The 16,678-nt window shown below is 65.9% G+C and carries 15 protein-coding genes; 7 read left to right on the top strand and 8 right to left on the bottom strand.

Annotation, left to right across the window (positions count from 1 at the left end; all coding sequences use genetic code 11):
* Positions 1–99: 99 nt before the first annotated feature.
* From gspL to ACLFKU_RS36330, 3 genes are read left to right on the top strand one after another with little or no spacing between them, the layout of a single operon-like run.
* Positions 100–1,509 (top strand): type II secretion system protein GspL, encoded by a 1,410-nt coding sequence (gene gspL, locus ACLFKU_RS36340; protein WP_410852372.1) that lies wholly within the window; start codon positions 100–102, stop codon positions 1,507–1,509.
* Entirely contained in the window at positions 1,506–2,009 is a 504-nt protein-coding gene (locus ACLFKU_RS36335) for a type II secretion system protein M (RefSeq protein ID WP_368584841.1), read from the top strand. Before gspL ends, ACLFKU_RS36335 begins: the two co-directional genes overlap by 4 nt.
* A gap of 28 nt (positions 2,010–2,037) precedes the next feature.
* Positions 2,038–2,817: a type II secretion system protein N gene (locus tag ACLFKU_RS36330; protein ID WP_368584840.1), complete on the top strand. Its 780-nt coding sequence runs from the start codon at positions 2,038–2,040 to the stop codon at positions 2,815–2,817.
* A gap of 106 nt (positions 2,818–2,923) precedes the next feature.
* Here the strand turns inward: ACLFKU_RS36330 and ACLFKU_RS36325 are convergent, their stop codons facing one another.
* Entirely contained in the window at positions 2,924–4,513 is a 1,590-nt protein-coding gene (locus ACLFKU_RS36325; protein ID WP_410852371.1) for an efflux transporter outer membrane subunit, read from the bottom strand.
* 257 nt (positions 4,514–4,770) lie between these two features.
* Positions 4,771–5,175, bottom strand: coding sequence for a hypothetical protein (locus tag ACLFKU_RS36320; RefSeq protein WP_410852370.1), 405 nt, complete (start codon positions 5,173–5,175; stop codon positions 4,771–4,773).
* A 258-nt stretch (positions 5,176–5,433) separates the two neighbouring features.
* Between ACLFKU_RS36320 and ACLFKU_RS36315 the strand changes: the two genes are divergently transcribed.
* Positions 5,434–5,940 (top strand): MarR family winged helix-turn-helix transcriptional regulator, encoded by a 507-nt coding sequence (locus ACLFKU_RS36315; RefSeq protein WP_176122405.1) that lies wholly within the window; start codon positions 5,434–5,436, stop codon positions 5,938–5,940.
* Positions 5,941–6,152: 212 nt separating this feature from the next.
* Positions 6,153–7,715 (top strand): DHA2 family efflux MFS transporter permease subunit, encoded by a 1,563-nt coding sequence (locus tag ACLFKU_RS36310; protein ID WP_410852369.1) that lies wholly within the window; start codon positions 6,153–6,155, stop codon positions 7,713–7,715.
* 22 nt (positions 7,716–7,737) lie between these two features.
* Here ACLFKU_RS36310 and ACLFKU_RS36305 read toward each other — a convergent pair whose 3' ends face one another.
* The 4 genes from ACLFKU_RS36305 to ada all read right to left on the bottom strand — a co-directional run bounded on the left by ACLFKU_RS36305 (position 7,738) and on the right by ada (position 12,388).
* Positions 7,738–8,253 carry a hypothetical protein gene (locus ACLFKU_RS36305; RefSeq protein WP_410852368.1) on the bottom strand — a complete coding sequence of 172 codons (516 nt, stop codon included), beginning with the start codon at positions 8,251–8,253 and terminating at the stop codon, positions 7,738–7,740.
* 222 nt (positions 8,254–8,475) lie between these two features.
* Entirely contained in the window at positions 8,476–10,092 is a 1,617-nt protein-coding gene (gene gshA, locus ACLFKU_RS36300; protein WP_410852367.1) for a glutamate--cysteine ligase, read from the bottom strand.
* A 218-nt stretch (positions 10,093–10,310) separates the two neighbouring features.
* Entirely contained in the window at positions 10,311–11,231 is a 921-nt protein-coding gene (locus ACLFKU_RS36295) for a DNA-3-methyladenine glycosylase family protein (RefSeq protein ID WP_410852366.1), read from the bottom strand.
* Entirely contained in the window at positions 11,228–12,388 is a 1,161-nt protein-coding gene (gene ada / locus ACLFKU_RS36290) for a bifunctional DNA-binding transcriptional regulator/O6-methylguanine-DNA methyltransferase Ada (protein ID WP_410852374.1), read from the bottom strand. Before ada ends, ACLFKU_RS36295 begins: the two co-directional genes overlap by 4 nt.
* Positions 12,389–12,823: 435 nt before the next feature.
* Between ada and ACLFKU_RS36285 the strand changes: the two genes are divergently transcribed.
* Positions 12,824–13,249: a VOC family protein gene (locus tag ACLFKU_RS36285; RefSeq protein ID WP_368584832.1), complete on the top strand. Its 426-nt coding sequence runs from the start codon at positions 12,824–12,826 to the stop codon at positions 13,247–13,249.
* Positions 13,250–13,292: 43 nt separating this feature from the next.
* Here the strand turns inward: ACLFKU_RS36285 and ACLFKU_RS36280 are convergent, their stop codons facing one another.
* Both ACLFKU_RS36280 and ACLFKU_RS36275 read right to left on the bottom strand, forming a co-directional pair.
* Positions 13,293–13,847: a YaeQ family protein gene (locus ACLFKU_RS36280; RefSeq protein ID WP_410852373.1), complete on the bottom strand. Its 555-nt coding sequence runs from the start codon at positions 13,845–13,847 to the stop codon at positions 13,293–13,295.
* Positions 13,848–13,989: 142 nt separating this feature from the next.
* On the bottom strand, positions 13,990–14,967 hold the full coding sequence (locus tag ACLFKU_RS36275) for a LysR family transcriptional regulator (protein ID WP_368584831.1): 978 nt from the start codon (positions 14,965–14,967) through the stop codon (positions 13,990–13,992).
* A 172-nt stretch (positions 14,968–15,139) separates the two neighbouring features.
* On the opposite strand from ACLFKU_RS36275, the gene ACLFKU_RS36270 reads away from it, so the two are divergent.
* On the top strand, positions 15,140–16,588 hold the full coding sequence (locus ACLFKU_RS36270; protein ID WP_410852365.1) for an aldehyde dehydrogenase family protein: 1,449 nt from the start codon (positions 15,140–15,142) through the stop codon (positions 16,586–16,588).
* Positions 16,589–16,678 lie beyond the last annotated feature (90 nt).

The following is a 16,678-nucleotide window of genomic DNA, read 5'->3' as shown; positions in this document are numbered from 1 at the left end:
GCACGACGCTCGTCTATCGCGATCCGCTGACTCACACTACGCGTATCGTGCGGGTACAAGACCAACTATGAATAACGCAATCCACAGAGAGAGTGGCCTTTGAGCACGCTGATCGTCCTATTGCCGCCGCGTGATCCGGCGGTGCCCTCGCAGGAGTGGCAACTGCCCGAGCTACCGTTCGTGCTGCTCGATAAGGCCGGGCGCACGCAGCGCGCCGGCCGCTCGGCGCTCGCGCTGCTGCCGCGCGCGAACACGACGGTGCTGATGGTCGCCGCGCGCGACCTGCTGCTGATGCCCGCGACGCTGCCGCCGCTGCGCGGCCCGAAGCTGCGCCAGGCGCTGCCCAATATCGTCGAGGATCAACTGATCCAGGACCCGCAGACCTGTCATATCGCGGTCGATCCGCAGGGGCTTGGGGAAGGCCGGCACCTGCTCGCGATCATCGATCGCGGCTGGTTCCGTTTCATCTGCGAGGCGTTCACGGCGGCCGGTCATCGCAGCCTGCGCGCGGTGCCGGTCACGCGTTGCCTGCCGCCGGCGCCGGTGACCGAAGCCGCCGCGAACGTTGGCGAAACCGCCGAGGTGCGCGAGCCGGTGCTGGCTGGCGCGGCGAGCGTCGCGACGTCGCTGCCGGGCGTCGCGCCGGTGGTCGCGCCCGAAGCGCCGTCCATCGTGCCGATGGTGGCCGCGGTGCTCGGTGCGGTCGTGCAGACCGCGCCCGCGCTGCTGGTTGAAGGCGCGGTCGAAAGCGGCGTGCCGCGCGTCGAACTGGCGATTGCGCGCGGCGTGCAGGGCGAGGGTCTTGCGGCCCCGGCCAATGCGGTGAACGCGACGCTCTCCGCGCTGGCGGGGGCGGCGCCGGTGTCGCTGTACATGCTGACCGAAATGCCGGGTAACGAGCCCAGCCACCCGACGACGAGTCCCGCGCGGCTCGCCTCGCATATCCACGGCGCGAGTCCGCTGCCGTTCGAGCAGCTCGCTCGGCGCGCGCTCGAATGCCGCTTCGACCTGTGCCAGTTCGAATTCGCGTCGCAGCCGTGGCGCCTCGATCGCGCGACGCTGCGGCGTCTACGTCTGCCGATCCTGCTCGCGGTCGCCGCGCTGGTCGTCGCGATCATCGGCGCGAACGTGCAGTGGCTGCTGCTCGTGCGTCAGCGTGACGCGATCAACCAGCAGATGACGGAGCTGCTGCTCAACACGTTCCCGAAGACGACCGTCGTGCTCGATGCGCCCGATCAGATGGCGCGTCAGTTGCAACAGCTGCGCGTCGCGGCGGGCGAGCTCTCGCCGGAGGATTTCCTGTCGCTCGCCGACGGCCTCGCGCGCTCGTTGGCGCCGCTGCCGGTCAACGGCATCGCCGCGCTGGACTACCACGAGCACCGCCTCGACGTGACCTTCAAACCCGCGATCAAGGTCGACCCCGACTTCGCCAAGCGCCTCGCGCGCAACGGCCTGACCGGCGCGATCGACAGCAGCACCGGCAAGTGGACCATCAGGAACGGACAATGAAAGCTGAACTCGCTCAAACATGGGCTGGCTTCTGGGACCAGCGCACCGATCGCGAAAAGGCGCTGCTGACCTGGGGCGGTGCCGCGCTCGCGGTGGCGATCGCGTGGTCGGTGCTGTGGGCGCCCGCGCAGGAAGGCCGCGCGCATCTGCGTCAATCGCTGCCCAGCCTGCAGCGGCAGCTCGCGCAGATGACCGCGCAAGCGAACGAGGCGCGATCGCTGTCGGCGGCCGCGCAAGGTGTCGCACCGACCGGCGCGGCGCTGAAGGACGCGCTCTCCGCGTCGCTCGGCGAACACGGCCTCGCCGCGACGCAGGTGCAGTTCGTCGGCAACGCGGTGCAGGTGCAGATGAAAAACGTCGCGTTTCCGGCCTGGACCGCTTGGGTCGATGACGTTCGCAAGCAGTTCAAGGTGCAGGTCTCCGAGGCGCATATCACCGCGCTGAAAGACGACGGCCAGGTGGATCTGACGGTCGCGCTGCAACCGTCGACCGCGAAATAACGACGCGCCGCTCGGTACAGGATCTCGCATGAATTACTGGATGTGGCGCCTGCGTAGGGCGCTGCCGTGGCTGGTGGTCGCCGTTTTGTCGGCGGCGGCCGTGACGCTCGCGTTGCTGCCGGCCGCCTGGATTACGCCGCAATTCGCGCGGCAAACGCATGGACACGTCAATCTCGTCGACGCCGAGGGCTCGCTGTGGCACGGCTCGGCGACGCTGATGCTGGCCGCCGGCTCCGATTTGAGCGCGGCGACGCTGCTGCCTGGGCGGATCGAGTGGCGCACCGCGTTCTGGCCGCTTTTCACCGGCCGCGTGCGCATGGTCATGCGCCATAGCGACGCGATGCCCGACCCGATCACGGTCGATGTGACGCCGCGCGGCGCAACCGTCACGCCGGGCGTGCTCGCAGTGCCGGCGTCGCTGCTCGCGGGGCTGGGCGCGCCATTCAACACGCTCGATCTGCAGGGCAATGTGCAGCTGTCGTGGACCGACTGGCGCAGCTTCAACGGCGAAGCGTTCGGCCAACTGACGATGACGCTCGCCGACGTCAGCTCGCGTGTGTCGCTCGTGAAGCCGCTCGGGTCGTACCGGGTCAGGTTTCAGGCGCAGGGCAAGTCGTCGGCGCTCGATCTGAGTACGATCAAGGGCCCATTGACGCTGACCGGCAGCGGCACGGTGTCGGCGGCATCGACGTCGTTTCGTGGCACGGCGAGCGCCGCGCCGGAACAGCATGACAACCTCGCCGGCCTGCTGAACCTGCTTGGCCGGCCGAGCGGGCCGGATACGGTGGCGCTGACCTTCATGCACTGAGGTGCGCTTCGCACGCGTAGCGCGATGAAAAAGAGGCATGGCCGCGAGTCGCGGCCATGCCTCTTCTGTTTCTGTGGTGATGCTGCGCGGCGGGCGCAGCGGACAACTATTTGCTTTGTACCCGCGCTTGCGGCGCGTTGCTCTGTGCGATGGACGCCGCGCCGACTGCCGCAGCCGCCGGAGCCGATGCCGGCAGCGGCGCGGGCGCCGCGACATCGCCGGTCTCGCGATTCATCTGCGACGCGTCCCAGCCGCCGCCGAGCGCCTTCACGAGCCCCACCGACGACACCATCCGCTGCCCGGCGATATTCTCGAGCTTCTGTTCGGCCGTGAACGCGGTGGTCTGCGCGGTCAGCACATTGACGAAGCCGACCGTACCCGCCTTGTACTCGTTCGTCACGATTGCGAGCGCCTGGCGCGCCGAGTCGACCGCCTGCCGCTGGACGACGATTTCCTGCTCGAGGATGCGCAGCGACGCGAGGTTGTCCTCGACGTCCTGGAACGCGGCGAGCACCGTCTGCCGATAGCTCGCGACATCCGCGTCATAGGTGGCGCGCGCGGCCTCGGTTTGCGCCTTGCGCAGGCCGGCGTCGAAGATCGTCCCGGCCAGTTGCGGGCCGAGCGTCCAGAAGCGCGACGGCAACGACAGCAATTGCGAGAACACCGAGTTCTCGAAGCCTCCGGTCGCCGATAGCGTGAGCGACGGGAAGAACGCGGCGATCGCCACGCCGATCTGCTCGTTGGCCGCCGCGGCCTTGCGTTCCGCCGATGCGATATCCGGCCTGCGTTCGAGCAGCGCGGACGGCATCTGCGCGGGCACGGCGGGCGGCGTCGCGGTGAGCGGCATCGGTGGCAGCGAGAACATCGACGCGGGCACGCCGATCAGCACCGCGATCGCGTGCTCGTCCTGCGCGCGCTGGATGCCGTTCTCGATCGCGGCGGCCTGCGCCGATTGCAGCTGCGTTTGCGCCTGGATCACGTCCGAGCGCGCGGCGACGCCGGCCGCGTACTGATTCTGCGTGAGCTGCAGCGAGCGCTGATAGGCGAGAACGGTGTCGTCGAGCAGCTTCTGCGTGGAGTCGAGCGCGCGCAGCAGGAAGTAGGTCTGCGCGAGCGTTGCCTGAGCGGACAGGCGCGCGTTCGCGAGTTCGGCGGCCGCGCCCTGCTGGCCGGCTTTCTGCGCGTTGACCGAGCGCGTGACCGAGCCCCACAGGTCCGGCTCCCAGCTCGCCGTCATCTGGACGTTGAAGCTGTTATTGATGCCTTCGCGACTCGTCGCCGTCGTCGCATTGCCGCCGGTTTGCGAGCCATTGCCCGAGCGGGTCGCGCCCGCCGACGCACCGATGGTCGGGAAGTACGCCGCCCGCGCTTCGCCGACGAGCGCGCGCGCCTGCCGGTAGTTCGCGGCAAATTGCGCGATGGTCTGGTTCGCGGCGTTGAGCTTGTCTTCGAGTTCGTTGAGTTTCGGGTCTTCGTAGATCGCCCACCAGTCGCCGCGGTCGTGCTGATCGGCGGGTTCCGCAACCTTCCAGCCGGGCGCGGCCTCCTTGAACGACGCGGGGATCTCGGTGGCCGGCCGCTGATAGTTCGGGCCGACCGCACAGGCGGTGACGAGTGCCGCGCAGGTCGCGCTGACGGCAAGGGGCAGGACGCGCGGCGCAAATGCCCGCGCGCGCGGGATTCGAACAGACTGCATGCAATGAATTCCTTCTGGACGCCGCGGTATGCCCGGGAACGGCGCCACCGGCCGGGCGAGATCGTGGTCTGCCGGAATGTTAGCGTATGGGCCCGCGCGAGCGCGGGAAACTGAAAGCTGGAAGGTTAATGCGAGGCGGTGCGCAGGTGTGTTACTTGCGGCAACGCGATGGTTACGCGTTGTTACTGGCGCAGCGAGGGGCGGCGGGTTTGTGTGTTTGAAATAGCGAGAAAAGCGCGCGGCGAACCAGTGCGCCTTCAGAGCCTCGTTTCCGTGGACTGGGCCTGCTGGCGTTGACGCTGACGTTGACTCGCGAGCTTGCCCGCCGAGGCGCGGCACGACGCACCGCCGGATGCGAGGCAAACGTTGCCGCTGTTGGCCGTCGCGGCGACGACGTCTTCCGTCTCAATCGGCAGGCTTTTCTTCGGCGACGCGATTTCGCTGGACTGGCCGAGCGCGGCCTTGCCTTTCTTCGCCCGCTTCGACTCCCGTCGATGCTCGGCCCAGGCGAGCAGCGCGACGCCCACCGACCCGCCCGGCAGCACGAACAATCCCGCGAACAGCGCGAGCTTCCACCAGCGGTGCCGGCCCTGGAAGCTATGGAGTGCGGAATCGGTCAGTGAGCGGCTGAGGCCGCCAAGCGTGTGTTTGAGGTACTGCATCGGGGGAATCCTTTGGCGCGCGTCGCGAGGCGGGCGGCGTGCGGTCGATCGGTCAGAACATGGTCTCGAATGGCGCAGAACGCGCGAAACTCATTGCTTGTCATAATATTGACTATGCAAGCAAATTTCAAGATACTGTGCGGCGCAAAAGATTAGACCGTTGTTTTCAGGTTGGCCCGGTTGCGCACCGCAAAATGTAATTTGACTTGTCTGCTTAGGCAGCTAAACTTCGTCTTGCGTGGATGTTTCGGATACCCCATGGTTGATGGCCCCTACAAAGCGGATGAAGTCGAGCTCACGAGCAGTCTTGGCTACTACCTGACGAAAGCGCGCAATGTGCTGGTCGAGCGCACGGACCGTGCGGTCAAGCCCCTCGGACTCACCGCGCAGCAGATCGGCGTGATTCTGATGCTGTCGTCGCGACGCGCGAGCACGCCTTTCGAGCTGTCGCGCGCGATGTCGTACGACAGCGGCTCGATGACGCGACTGCTCGATCGTCTGGAAAAGAAAGGCTTCGTCGTGCGCACGCGCAGCAACGACGACCGACGCATGGTGAAACTGGAGCTGACACCGCAGGGCCATGAGGCCGCGCGGCAGTTGCCGAACCTGGGCGCGACCGTGCTGAACGACCAGCTGCGCGGCTTTACCGCCGAAGAACACGCGACGCTGATTCACCTGCTCGCCCGTTTCATCGCAAACGGTCCCGAGGGGGAAGCCGACGTGGGTTGCGGTCCGGCCCCACCGCCGGACGAGCCGCGGCGATGAGCCGAAGCATGCGTCGAGGCGCGGTCGTCGTCGGATGGCGGCGGCGCTTCATCACGAAGTACTAGCAAGACAATCACAAGGCGCCTTTTCAAGGCGCCATTGTCACCAGATATCTGTCTGGGCAGAGGGTGATGCGGCATGTAAGCATCATGTCCAGGACACCCGATAAAGCTGCCGCGACAAGCATTTGCCGCCTGAGGAGAACCCAACCTATGGATGCCACGGCTTCCAACGCCGCGCTGCCCGCAGCCGAACCGGCCCCACTCAAAGGCGGCACGCTCGCGCTGCTGACCGTCGGCCTTGCGCTCGGCACCTTCATGGAGGTGCTCGACACGTCGATTGCGAACGTCGCGGTGCCGACCATTTCTGGCAGTCTCGGTGTCGCGGCCAGTCAGGGTACGTGGGTGATCTCGTCGTATTCGGTCGCCTCGGCGATCGCCGTGCCGCTGACCGGCTGGCTCGCGCGACGCGTCGGCGAGGTACGGCTCTTCACGCTGTCGGTGCTGCTGTTCACGATCGCGTCGGCGGCCTGCGGTTTTGCGCATAACTTCGAATCGCTGATAGCCTTCCGGCTCGTGCAAGGGCTCGTGTCCGGGCCGATGGTGCCGCTGTCGCAGACGATCCTGATGCGCTCCTACCCGCCCGCGAAACGCGGTCTCGCGCTCGGCTTATGGGCGATGACCGTGATCTGCGCGCCGATCTTCGGCCCGGTGATGGGCGGCTACATCACCGATAACTTCACGTGGCCGTGGATCTTCTATATCAACGTTCCGATCGGCCTGTTCTCGGCGTTCTGCGCATATCTGCTGCTGCGTGGCCGCGAGACCCAGACGACGCGCCAGCGCATCGACGTGGTGGGCCTCGTGCTGCTCGTGACCGGCGTGTCTTGCCTGCAGATGATGCTCGACCTCGGCAAGGACCGAGACTGGTTCAACTCGACGTTCATCGTCGCGCTCGCCGTGATCGCGCTCGTGTCGATCGCGTTCCTGCTCGTGTGGGAGTTGACCGAAGATGAACCGATCGTCGATCTGTCGCTGTTCAAGGATCGCAATTTCGCGCTTGGCGTCGTGATCATTTCGTTCGGCTTCATGGCGTTTTTCGGCTCGGTGGTGATCTTTCCGCTATGGCTGCAAACGGTGATGGGCTACACGGCGGGCCTCGCGGGTCTCGCCACGGCTCCGGTCGGACTGCTCGCATTGTTTCTATCGCCGATGATCGGCAAGAACATGCATCGGCTGAATCTGCGCATGGTCGCGAGCTTCGCGTTCATCGTGTTCGCGATCGTGTCGTTCTGGAACTCGACGTTCACACTCGACGTGCCGTTCGGCCACGTGATCCTGCCGCGGCTCGTGCAGGGTATCGGCGTCGCATGCTTCTTCGTGCCGATGACGACGATCACGCTGTCGAGCGTGCCCGACGAGCGCCTGGCGAGCGCGTCGGGTCTGTCGAACTTTTTCCGCACGTTGTCGGGCGCGATCGGCACTGCGATCAGCACGACGTTCTGGGAAAACGACACGATCTATCACCACGCGATGCTCGCCGATACGGTCAACACGTATTCGGCCAACACCAACGCCTATACCAATGCGCTCGCGGGCGCCGGGCTGTCCGGCGACAGTCTCACCGCGCAGTTGAACCAGGTAGTGACGAGCCAGGCGTACATGATGGCCACCAACGACTTTTTCCGCATCTCGTGCGCGGCGTTTATCGTGCTGGCGTTGCTCGTGTGGATCACCAAGCCACGCAAGGGCAGCGGGCCCTCGTTAGGACACTGAAGCAAGCACGCCGCAGCTTCAGCTATTGCGACATCGCCTCGCCATTCGGCAGCCTGCTGCTCTTTCCGGGAATCGTCTCCGGATGCGTCGTATCGGGCGCGTTCTGCGATGGCGTCGCACTGCCTTGCGGCGCGCTGGCGGCTGTGCCAGTGGTGCCTCTCACATACTGCTTGAAATCCGCACCGGCTTCCCAGGGATTCGGCTTGCAGCCGAGCGAGCTGTCGCAGTGCGCGGAGAAGCCGATCGTAACGGTGCCATCGGGTTCCGAGGCACGCGTGATCTGAAACGCGAGAGCGCGCTTGCCACCGTCGGGACCGGTGGTCTGGATCAGCGAGTCGTTAGCGGTCTCGATCTTGTACTTCGAATGAGTCGCGACCCACGATTGCGCCCGTTGCCACCAGAGGTCGCATTCGGCCTTGTTCGAACACGTCAATGGCTTGGTCGCGATCTGCATGACGTCCGGATTGACCTGACCCTGCGTTGAGCATCCCGCAGTCGCTGCGAGACACAGTGCGGCGAACAGAGCTTTGTTCTTCACGTCGATACCTCCCCCTGTGGAGCCTGTCATATTATTTTGGACCACCCCATCGAAGCGGTGTTTCACCCAGATCAGAGAATCGCGACGACGCGTGGAGAATTTGCCGATTGCGCGCGCTCGAAGAGCGCAATCCGTAGAGCTTACTTGCGGGTTTCGCACGACAAAGAAAAAGCGGCCACGGGGGCCGCTTGATCACATCTCGAGTTGTTGCGGTCCGAGCGCTCAGACACTGAAGCGATTGAGCGTATAGGCACGATACGCAGCGACGAACGCGTCGAACGAACCAACTTCTTCGCGTTCGAGCTTCGCCTGTTCGTCGAGCGATCGCACCGCGAGCTCCGCAAACGCCTTGGATTGCTCGGCATCGAGCGGACGCGCGCGGAAGTACGCGGCGTGCGCTTCGCTTTGCGCGAGTCCGAACGCGAGAAAGCTTTGTTGCTGCTCACGCATCGTTTGCAGCACGCGCGCCGATGGCGTCAGCGACACGTCCGCGAGCTTCGCGCGTTGCGCGGCGACCGCGCGTGCGTGTTCGTCGCCGCCCTTCAACCTATCGAGCACGGCCGCCGCCGCGTCGATCTTCGCGAGCAATTCGTCGGCCCAGTCGGTCATCGCGATCGGCTTGCCGTCGCGAACCAGTTCGAGGCCCGGCTTGCGGCCTTCCATCGTCACGCGGCCGAAGTTCTGATTCGCTTCGGTGTACGCGGGCGGAGGCAGCGGCGCGCTGTCGTCGAGCGCGCATACGAGCAGGTAGGCATCGAGAAAGCGCGATGTTTCGAGCGAAATGCCGGTCGGCTCGAACGGATCGATGTCCATGCAACGCACTTCGACGTATTGCACGCCGCGCACGGCGAGCGCATGTAGCGGCCGCTCACCCGGATACGTGACGCGCTTCGGACGGATCGTCGAATAGAACTCGTTTTCGATCTGCAGCACGTTGGTGTTGATCTGCACCCACTCGCCGTCGCGTTGCGTACCGATCTGCTCGTAGGCGGGATATGGCTGGCTCACGGCTTTCGCGAGCGCGTCGAGATAGCCGGGCAGCGTGTCGTAGTCGGCGTGCAGCGCGGCTTGCGCGGTCGTGTTCGAATAGCCGAGATCGCTCATGCGCAGGCTCGTCGCGTACGGGCGATACAGCGTGTCGGCGTCGAACGTGTCGAGCGTGTGTTTGCGATCGCGGAGGAATCGACGATCGAGCGCCGGCGACGCGCCGAACAGATACATCAGCAGCCAGTTCGTGCGGCGGAAATTGCGGATCAGCGCGAGGTAGCGGTCGGACTGAAAGTCGACCGCGTTCGCGGTGGATTGCTGATCGGCGTGCAGCAGGCGCCACACTTCTTCGTTCAGCGAATAGTTGTAGTGGATGCCCGCGATGCACTGCATCGTGCGGCCATAGCGCAGCGCGAGGCCGACCCGGTATACGTACTTCAGCTTGCCGATGTTCGACGTGCCGTAGTGCGCGATCGGAATGCCGTCGTCGGTGGCGGGCAACAGCCCCGGCATCGAGTTGTTCCACAGGATCTCGTCGCCGAGCTCCGCATAGACGAAACGATGCAGCACGTCGAGCTGCGCGAGCGTTTCAGCGGCGTCCTGCTCGGCCGGCGTGATCAGCTCGAGCAGCGCCTCGGAGTAGTCGGTCGTCAGCGACGGATGCGTGAGCGCGGAGCCGAGCGCGCGCGGGTGCGGCGTCATCGCGAGCTGGCCGTCGCGCGTGACGCGCAGGCTTTCCCTTTCGATGCCGCGCAGGCCGCGTATCAGCACATCGCGCTGCGGGCTCGAGTCGAGCACGGACAGGCGGTGCGAAAGCGCGTCGGTCGTGCCGGATGGTGTGGTGTTTGGCATTGATGCAAATCGGGCGTTGCCGGTCGCCGTGTATCGCCAGACGATTCACAGACGATACAGCGGCTGACAACGTTCGGCGGAATTTTCAGTAGCGGGCACTTTAACATCTCGCCAGAACGGCTGCTTGCGGCCGCTTCGGCGGGGTTTGAGCGCGCATGTCGGGGTCATGCTGAACTACGCCGTCGCCATCAGCACGTCGTGACGACGCTCAGCTCAACTCACCCGCCGCGCGCCGCGCCCGCCCGATCCGCTACCTCGTTCCACAGATGCATCGCGGCGTACGCGCGATACGGCCGCCATGCGTCGCTGCGGGTGCGCTGCTGTGCGGGCCGTATCAGCGAAGGATCGCGCGCACAGATCGATTGCATCAGCACGAGATCCGACGCGGGCCACGCATCGGGATCGCGCCATGCGCGCATCGCGACATATTCGACGGTCCATGGGCCGATGCCCGCGAGCGCGAGCAACGCGGCGCGCAGGCTCGCGGCGTCGACGGTGTCGCTGCTGTCGAGCGGCACGTCGCCGCTCGCGACCGCGCGCGCGAAACCCTGCAACGCGGCGACGCGTTTGCCGGGCATGCCGATTTGCGCGAGATCGACTTCGGCTAGCGCGGCCGGCGTCGGAAAACGCCACGCGGTGTTCTCATGCGGATGGCCGTCGATGCGTTGGCCCGCGCGCTGCACGAGCCGTCCGATGATGGTCGTCGCGGCCTTCACGCTGACCTGCTGACCGACGATCGCACGCACCACCAGTTCGAAGCCGGACCACGCGCCCGGCACCCGCAGGCCAGGCACCGCCGCGACGAGCGGCGCAAGCCACGGGTCCGCAGCGAGTCCGGCGGCGATCTTCTTCGGATCGGCGCGCAGATCGAACATCTTCGCGATCGGCGCGGCGAGTGCGTCGGCATGCCGGCTCGCCGGCCCTTCGATGCTCGCGACGATGCAGCGCTTGCGCGGATGCAAGCGCACGCTGAGTGTGCCGCTGTCGCCGTCCCAGTCGATCGCGCGACGATACGCGCCATCCTCGACGGCTTCTACGCCGGGCGTCGCGCGGCCGCTGAAAAAACGCAGCAGCCGCGGCCAGTCGAACGGTGCGTTGAACGGTAATTCGAGAGTTGCGACGTCGTTAAGCGTGCTCAAGCGGCGTGATCCAGTTTGGAGTGGCGGGAATCGGCATCGGTGCGGCTTGCGTGGCGGCGCGGCGCGTCGTCGGCTGAAGTGCCGCCTGCGTGCTGCGCCTCATTGTCGAGCAACGCGGCCTTGCGCGGCAGCCCCCAGCGATAGCCGGCGAGCGCCCCGCCCTTCTGCACGACGCGATGGCAAGGAATCGCGAGCGCCACCGGATTGGTCGCGCATGCGCTCGCGACGGCGCGCACCGCGCGCGGCGAGCCGACCGCCTCGGCGATCTGCGAGTAGCTGCGCGTTTCGCCATACGGGATGCGTCGCAAAGCATCCCAGACGCGCTGCTTGAACGCGGTCGACGCGATATCGAGCGGCAAGTCGAAGTCCTGGCGCGTGCCGCGCAGATAAGCATCGATCTGCGCGATGAACGGCGCGAGCCGCCCGGCGTCTTCGCGCAGCTCGGCGTTCGAGAACTCGCCGCGCAATTCGTCGATCAGCAGCGTGGTGTCGTCGCCGAAACCGATCTTGCAGATGCCCTTATCGGTCGCCGCGACGAGCACGAAGCCGAGCGAGGTCGGCGCGCTCGCGTAGCGCACCGTGAGCCCGGCGCCCTTGCGGCGGTAAGCGGACGGCGCCATGCCGAGCTCGGCCGGCGCGCTGTCGTACATGCGCGATGGCGAGCCGAAACCGGCGTCGAGTGTCGCGCGCGTGACATCGGCGCCGCCCTGCAGCGCATCGCGAAGCGCGGCACCGCGCTGTGCCGCCTGGTACTGACGCGGCGACACGCCGACCACGCGCTTGAACAGGCGCTGCAAATGGAACGGGCTCACGTGCACGGCGTCGCTCAGTTGCGAGAGCGTGAGACGCTGCTGCGGATCGGCGTCGAGCGCGGCGCATGCCCTCGCGACGATGTCGAGCTCGCGTGGCAGGCCGCCGGGCTGGCAGCGCTTGCAATCGCGAAAGCCCGCGGCGCGCGCGGCGGCGGCATCGGTGAAGAAGGCGACGTTTTCGCGACGCGGCTGGCGCGATGCGCACGACGGCCGGCAGAACACGCCGGTCGTTCGGACCGCGTAGAAGAACGCGCCGTCGGCATCCTGGTCGCGGTGGGTGACGGCGTCCCAGCGCTCGTCGTCGGTGCGCCACTGGGCCGCGTCGACGTCGGCGGCGGTGCGCATCGGGGTGGAATTGCGAGTGGTGGCGTTCATGATGTCCTGGGGCCCGGATGGGCAGTCAGTGTCGATGCTCATCAATCTAGGCCCGTTCGCTACACAGTACGCGCCGGTTCTTGCTCTGTCATTCGGACGCGCTTGACCTTACGCGTAGTGGGGTCAAACCCGGCAAACCGCGGTCCGAAGCACCGCGGAACGCCCCGCGGCCGGGCGTTTTGCCTCAAAGTGCGACAATTTCGCACGATGTCGGGTTTTCCCTTAAAAAGTTATTGCGTCGCACCAAGCCGGTGTGTATATTAGTACCTGTCTCCTCCATGTCTCCTCCTGATATGGATTCAGCCCGCTCCATTTGAGCGGGCTTTTTTTTGCCCGCCGATCCGCCCCCGCCCTTTCTCCTACACTTCCTAATCGGTTCTCCGAACTAGCGAAAGGGCGTTCCACATGAAAATCCACATTCGCGAGATCGACCATGTCGTGATCCGGGCGACGCACGTCGACACCCTCGCGCGCTTTTACTGCGACGTACTCGGTTGCAGCCTTGAAAAGGAGCAGCGCGAACTCGGCCTCACGCAACTGCGCGCGGGCCGATCGCTGATCGATCTGCTGCAGGTCGGCGCTAAGCTCGATCGGGCGGAAAACGGTGAGGCGGGCACCGGGCGCAACATGGATCACTTGTGTCTGCGCGTCGAGTCGTTCGACGCCGACGCGCTGAAGGCGCATCTGAGCGCGCATGGCGCGCGGCTCGGCGAACAAGGGGTGCGTTATGGCGCGGACGGGTTCGGACCGTCGTTGTATCTGTTCGACCCGGAGGGCAACATGGTCGAACTGAAGGGGCCGCCCGAGGCGGCGCGAGTCACGTCGCTCTGAAAGCGAAAACGAAACTGCTCAAAACCGGTTCAGACCGGTTCCATCACGCGTCGGCGGGCGCTTTCAGTACGGTCCAGTCGATCTTCACCGCGTCGGCTTCGGCACTGCCGAGCCAGGCTTCGCCGTCCTGCACCGTGCACTGCAGCCGCATCGTGCGTTCGGCGAGCGAGCCGAGCGATGCCGCGACGTCCTCGCCGAGCGTCCAGACCGTCACGTTGCGCAGCCGTTCGACCTTGTTGCGCACGCCCTGCCACCAGATTTCCGAGGTTCGCCCGCCATACGCGATCACGATCACGTGATTGGCGCGGCCGCTCGCCTTCGCGATGCGGCGCTCATCGGGCTGACCGACCTCGATCCAGGTGTCGATCGCGCCGGTCAGGTCCTTCGCCCACAGATCCGGCTCGTCGACATCCGACAAACCTTTGCAAAACTCCAGCCGCTCCTGCGCGAACAGCGCGAACGCGGCGACGCGGACCATCATCCGTTCGTCGGTTTCCGAGGGGTGACGGGCGATCGTCAGCGAATGGTCGGCGTAATAGTGCCGGTCCATGTCCGCGATCTGCAATTCAGCCTTGTATATCGTCGATTTGAGAGCCATACCGTTGCTAAACCAGGCGCTCGCTCCACCGGAGCGCAGCGAAAATGAATCGTCGACGGCGCGTTGCCGTTTCTTGTGTTTGCTGTACATCGTCTGTTCCTCCCGCGCCGTCAGCCGGTGCCTATGACACAGAAGGAAGCATTTAACGGGCCACCACCGGTTCCATGGCGGTGCCGTACACATCGCGAGCCGCCTCCCGCAGCGCCTCGAGCACGACGGCGGCCGCCGGAGACAACAGATGCGACTGGCGCGTGATAATACCGAAAGTGTCCATCCTGCACGGTAAATCGATCGGTACGCGTTTCAACACCCCGTACTGTTGGTACTGACGCGCCACTTCGTCGGGCAATACCGCCAACATGTCGCTTTGCAGCAGCAGGCTAGAAATCGCGAGGAAGTTGTTCGTATTGACGACGTTCTGCGGCGGATTCAGGCCGATCTGCGAAAACATCAGATCGAAGCGGTGGCGCAGCACGCTTCCCGGCGGATGCAGCACCCACGCCGCGTTGACGATACCGCGCAGCGTCAATCCCGTTTCGTTTTCGAGCGGATGGCCGGGACGCGCGACCACGCACAGCGGTTCGTCGGCGAGCGGTTCGTAGCGCACGTCGGTCTTGAACTGGTTATGCCGTTCGAGCACGCGGCCGATCATGATGTCGAGCTCGCCTTCGGCGAGCCGCGGCAGCATCACGTCGGAGGTCTCGACCTCGGTCCAGATCTGCAGCTGCGGATAACGCTCCTTCACGCTCGCGATCGCGCGCGGCACCATCGTCGCGGCGGCCGCCGCGATCACGCCGATGCGAACCTGACCGGCGAGCCCCGAGCGCAGCGCCGAGATTTCGTCGTGCGCCTGGCTCAGGTTCGACAGGACCATGCGCGCGTGGCGGATCATCACCTCGCCATACAGCGTCGCGTGCATACCGTGCGGCGTGCGGTCGAACAGACTCACGCCGAGCATGTCCTCGAGCTCTTTCAACAAGCGCGACGCGGCCGGCTGTGTCATGCCGAGCACGTCGGCCGCGCGGCGCACGTTGCCCTCCTCCTCCATCGCGGCAAGCAGCAGCAACTGGCGCGTCTTCAGCCGCGCACGCACGAACCAGTTCGAATAGCTACGCGTCATCGCAGGGGTCTCCAGGTTTTTATGAGCGATGTTTGTACGTTCTTCGTCCGAAGTTCCCATGATGCCATATCGAAACTGATATCGGAGAGGCCAAAAAAGGGATTGGAAAGTTATTGGGACGGCTCATACCATTCGTGGACTTTTGTGAACTTCCGGTGCGCCTTTTCCGCCGATGAACCGCGATCCGCTCGTCCCGCTCGTTACCAGCCCGTTTCGCCATTACATCAATGGCGGATGGGAGACGGGTGCGACCGCGGGCGTGTCGCTCAATCCGTCGGATCTGGACGAACCCGTCGGCGAATACGTGCGCGCCGACGTGCGGCAGACCGACAGCGCGATCGAGGCCGCGCACGCGGCGTTTCGCGACTGGTCGCTCGCCTCCGCGCAGCGCCGCGCCGACGCGCTCGACGCGATCGGCAGCGAAATGCTCGCGCGCCGCGACGAACTGGCGCGCCTGCTCGCGCGTGAAGTCGGCAGGGTGCTGCCCGAGGCGCTCGCCGAGGCGACGCGCGCGGGGCAACTGTTCAAGCTGTTCGCGGCCGAAGCGCTGCGCGCGTTCGCCGAACCGCTCGCGTCAGCGCGTGCCGGCGTCGAAATCGACGTGACGCGCGAGCCGCTCGGCGTGGTCGGCGTCATCACGCCGTGGAGCGCCCCGCTCGCGATCGCCGCGGCGAAGATCGGTGCCGCGCTCGCGCACGGCAACTGCGTCGTCTACAAGCCGGCCGAATCGGTGCCGGCCTGTGCGGCGGCGCTTGCGTCGATCATCAGTCGCGCGGGCTTGCCGGCTGGTGTGTTCAACCTCGTGATGGGCAGCGGCCGCAAAGTCGGTGCGCGAATCGTCGCGCATCCGCTCGTCGCCGCGATCAGCTTTACCGGTTCGTCCGATACCGGCACGCGTGTGCTGCAGGCTGCCGCGACGCGCCAGGCGCGCGTGCAACTCGAGATGGGCGGCAAGAATCCGTTCGTCGTGCTGGCCGACGCCAATCTCGACGGCGCGGTCGATGCGGCGCTGACCGGCGCCTTCAGCGCGACGGGCCAGCGCAGCACCGCGGCCGCGCGGCTGATCGTCGAACGCGCGGTGTTCGCGCAATTCGTCGACGCATTGCAGGCAAAGCTCGCGAAACTCAGCGTCGATCACGCGCTGAAGCACGGCACCGACGTCGGCCCGGTGGCGAACGCCGCGCAGCTCGAACGCAATCTCGAATACGTGCGCATCGGCGAGCAGGAAGGCGCGCAGTTGCTGCGTGGCGGACGGCAGCTGGAGCGCGCGACGCGCGGCTATTTTTTCGAGCCGGCGCTGTTTATCGGCGAACCCGAGCATCGCATCGCGCGCGAAGAAATTTTCGGGCCGCTCGCGGTCGTGCTGCGCGCGGACGATTATGAACACGCGCTGCATCTCGCGAACGACACCACCTACGGATTGTGCGCAGGCATCTGCACGCGCTCGCTCGAACGCGCGCGGCATTTTCGCCGCCACGTGCAGAGCGGCCTCGTCACGATCAACCTGCCGACCACGGCCGTCGAGCATCACGGACCCGGCGGCGGACGCAAGGCGTCGGCCTATGGCGCGAGCGATGCCGCGTTCTGGACCGCCGTGAAAACGGCTTACGTGGCGGGCTAGCACCGATGAGCCGCACCACGTTTTTCGCCGTGCCCCTGGCCGTGCGTCCCGCTTTACGAATCGCCCGGCCTGCCGAGCCCAGATCCAACC

Source organism: Paraburkholderia sp. EG304 (assembly GCF_046543485.1).
Classification (GTDB): Bacteria; Pseudomonadota; Gammaproteobacteria; order Burkholderiales; family Burkholderiaceae; genus Paraburkholderia; species Paraburkholderia youngii.
This window is presented reverse-complemented; position numbering and strand designations above follow the sequence as displayed.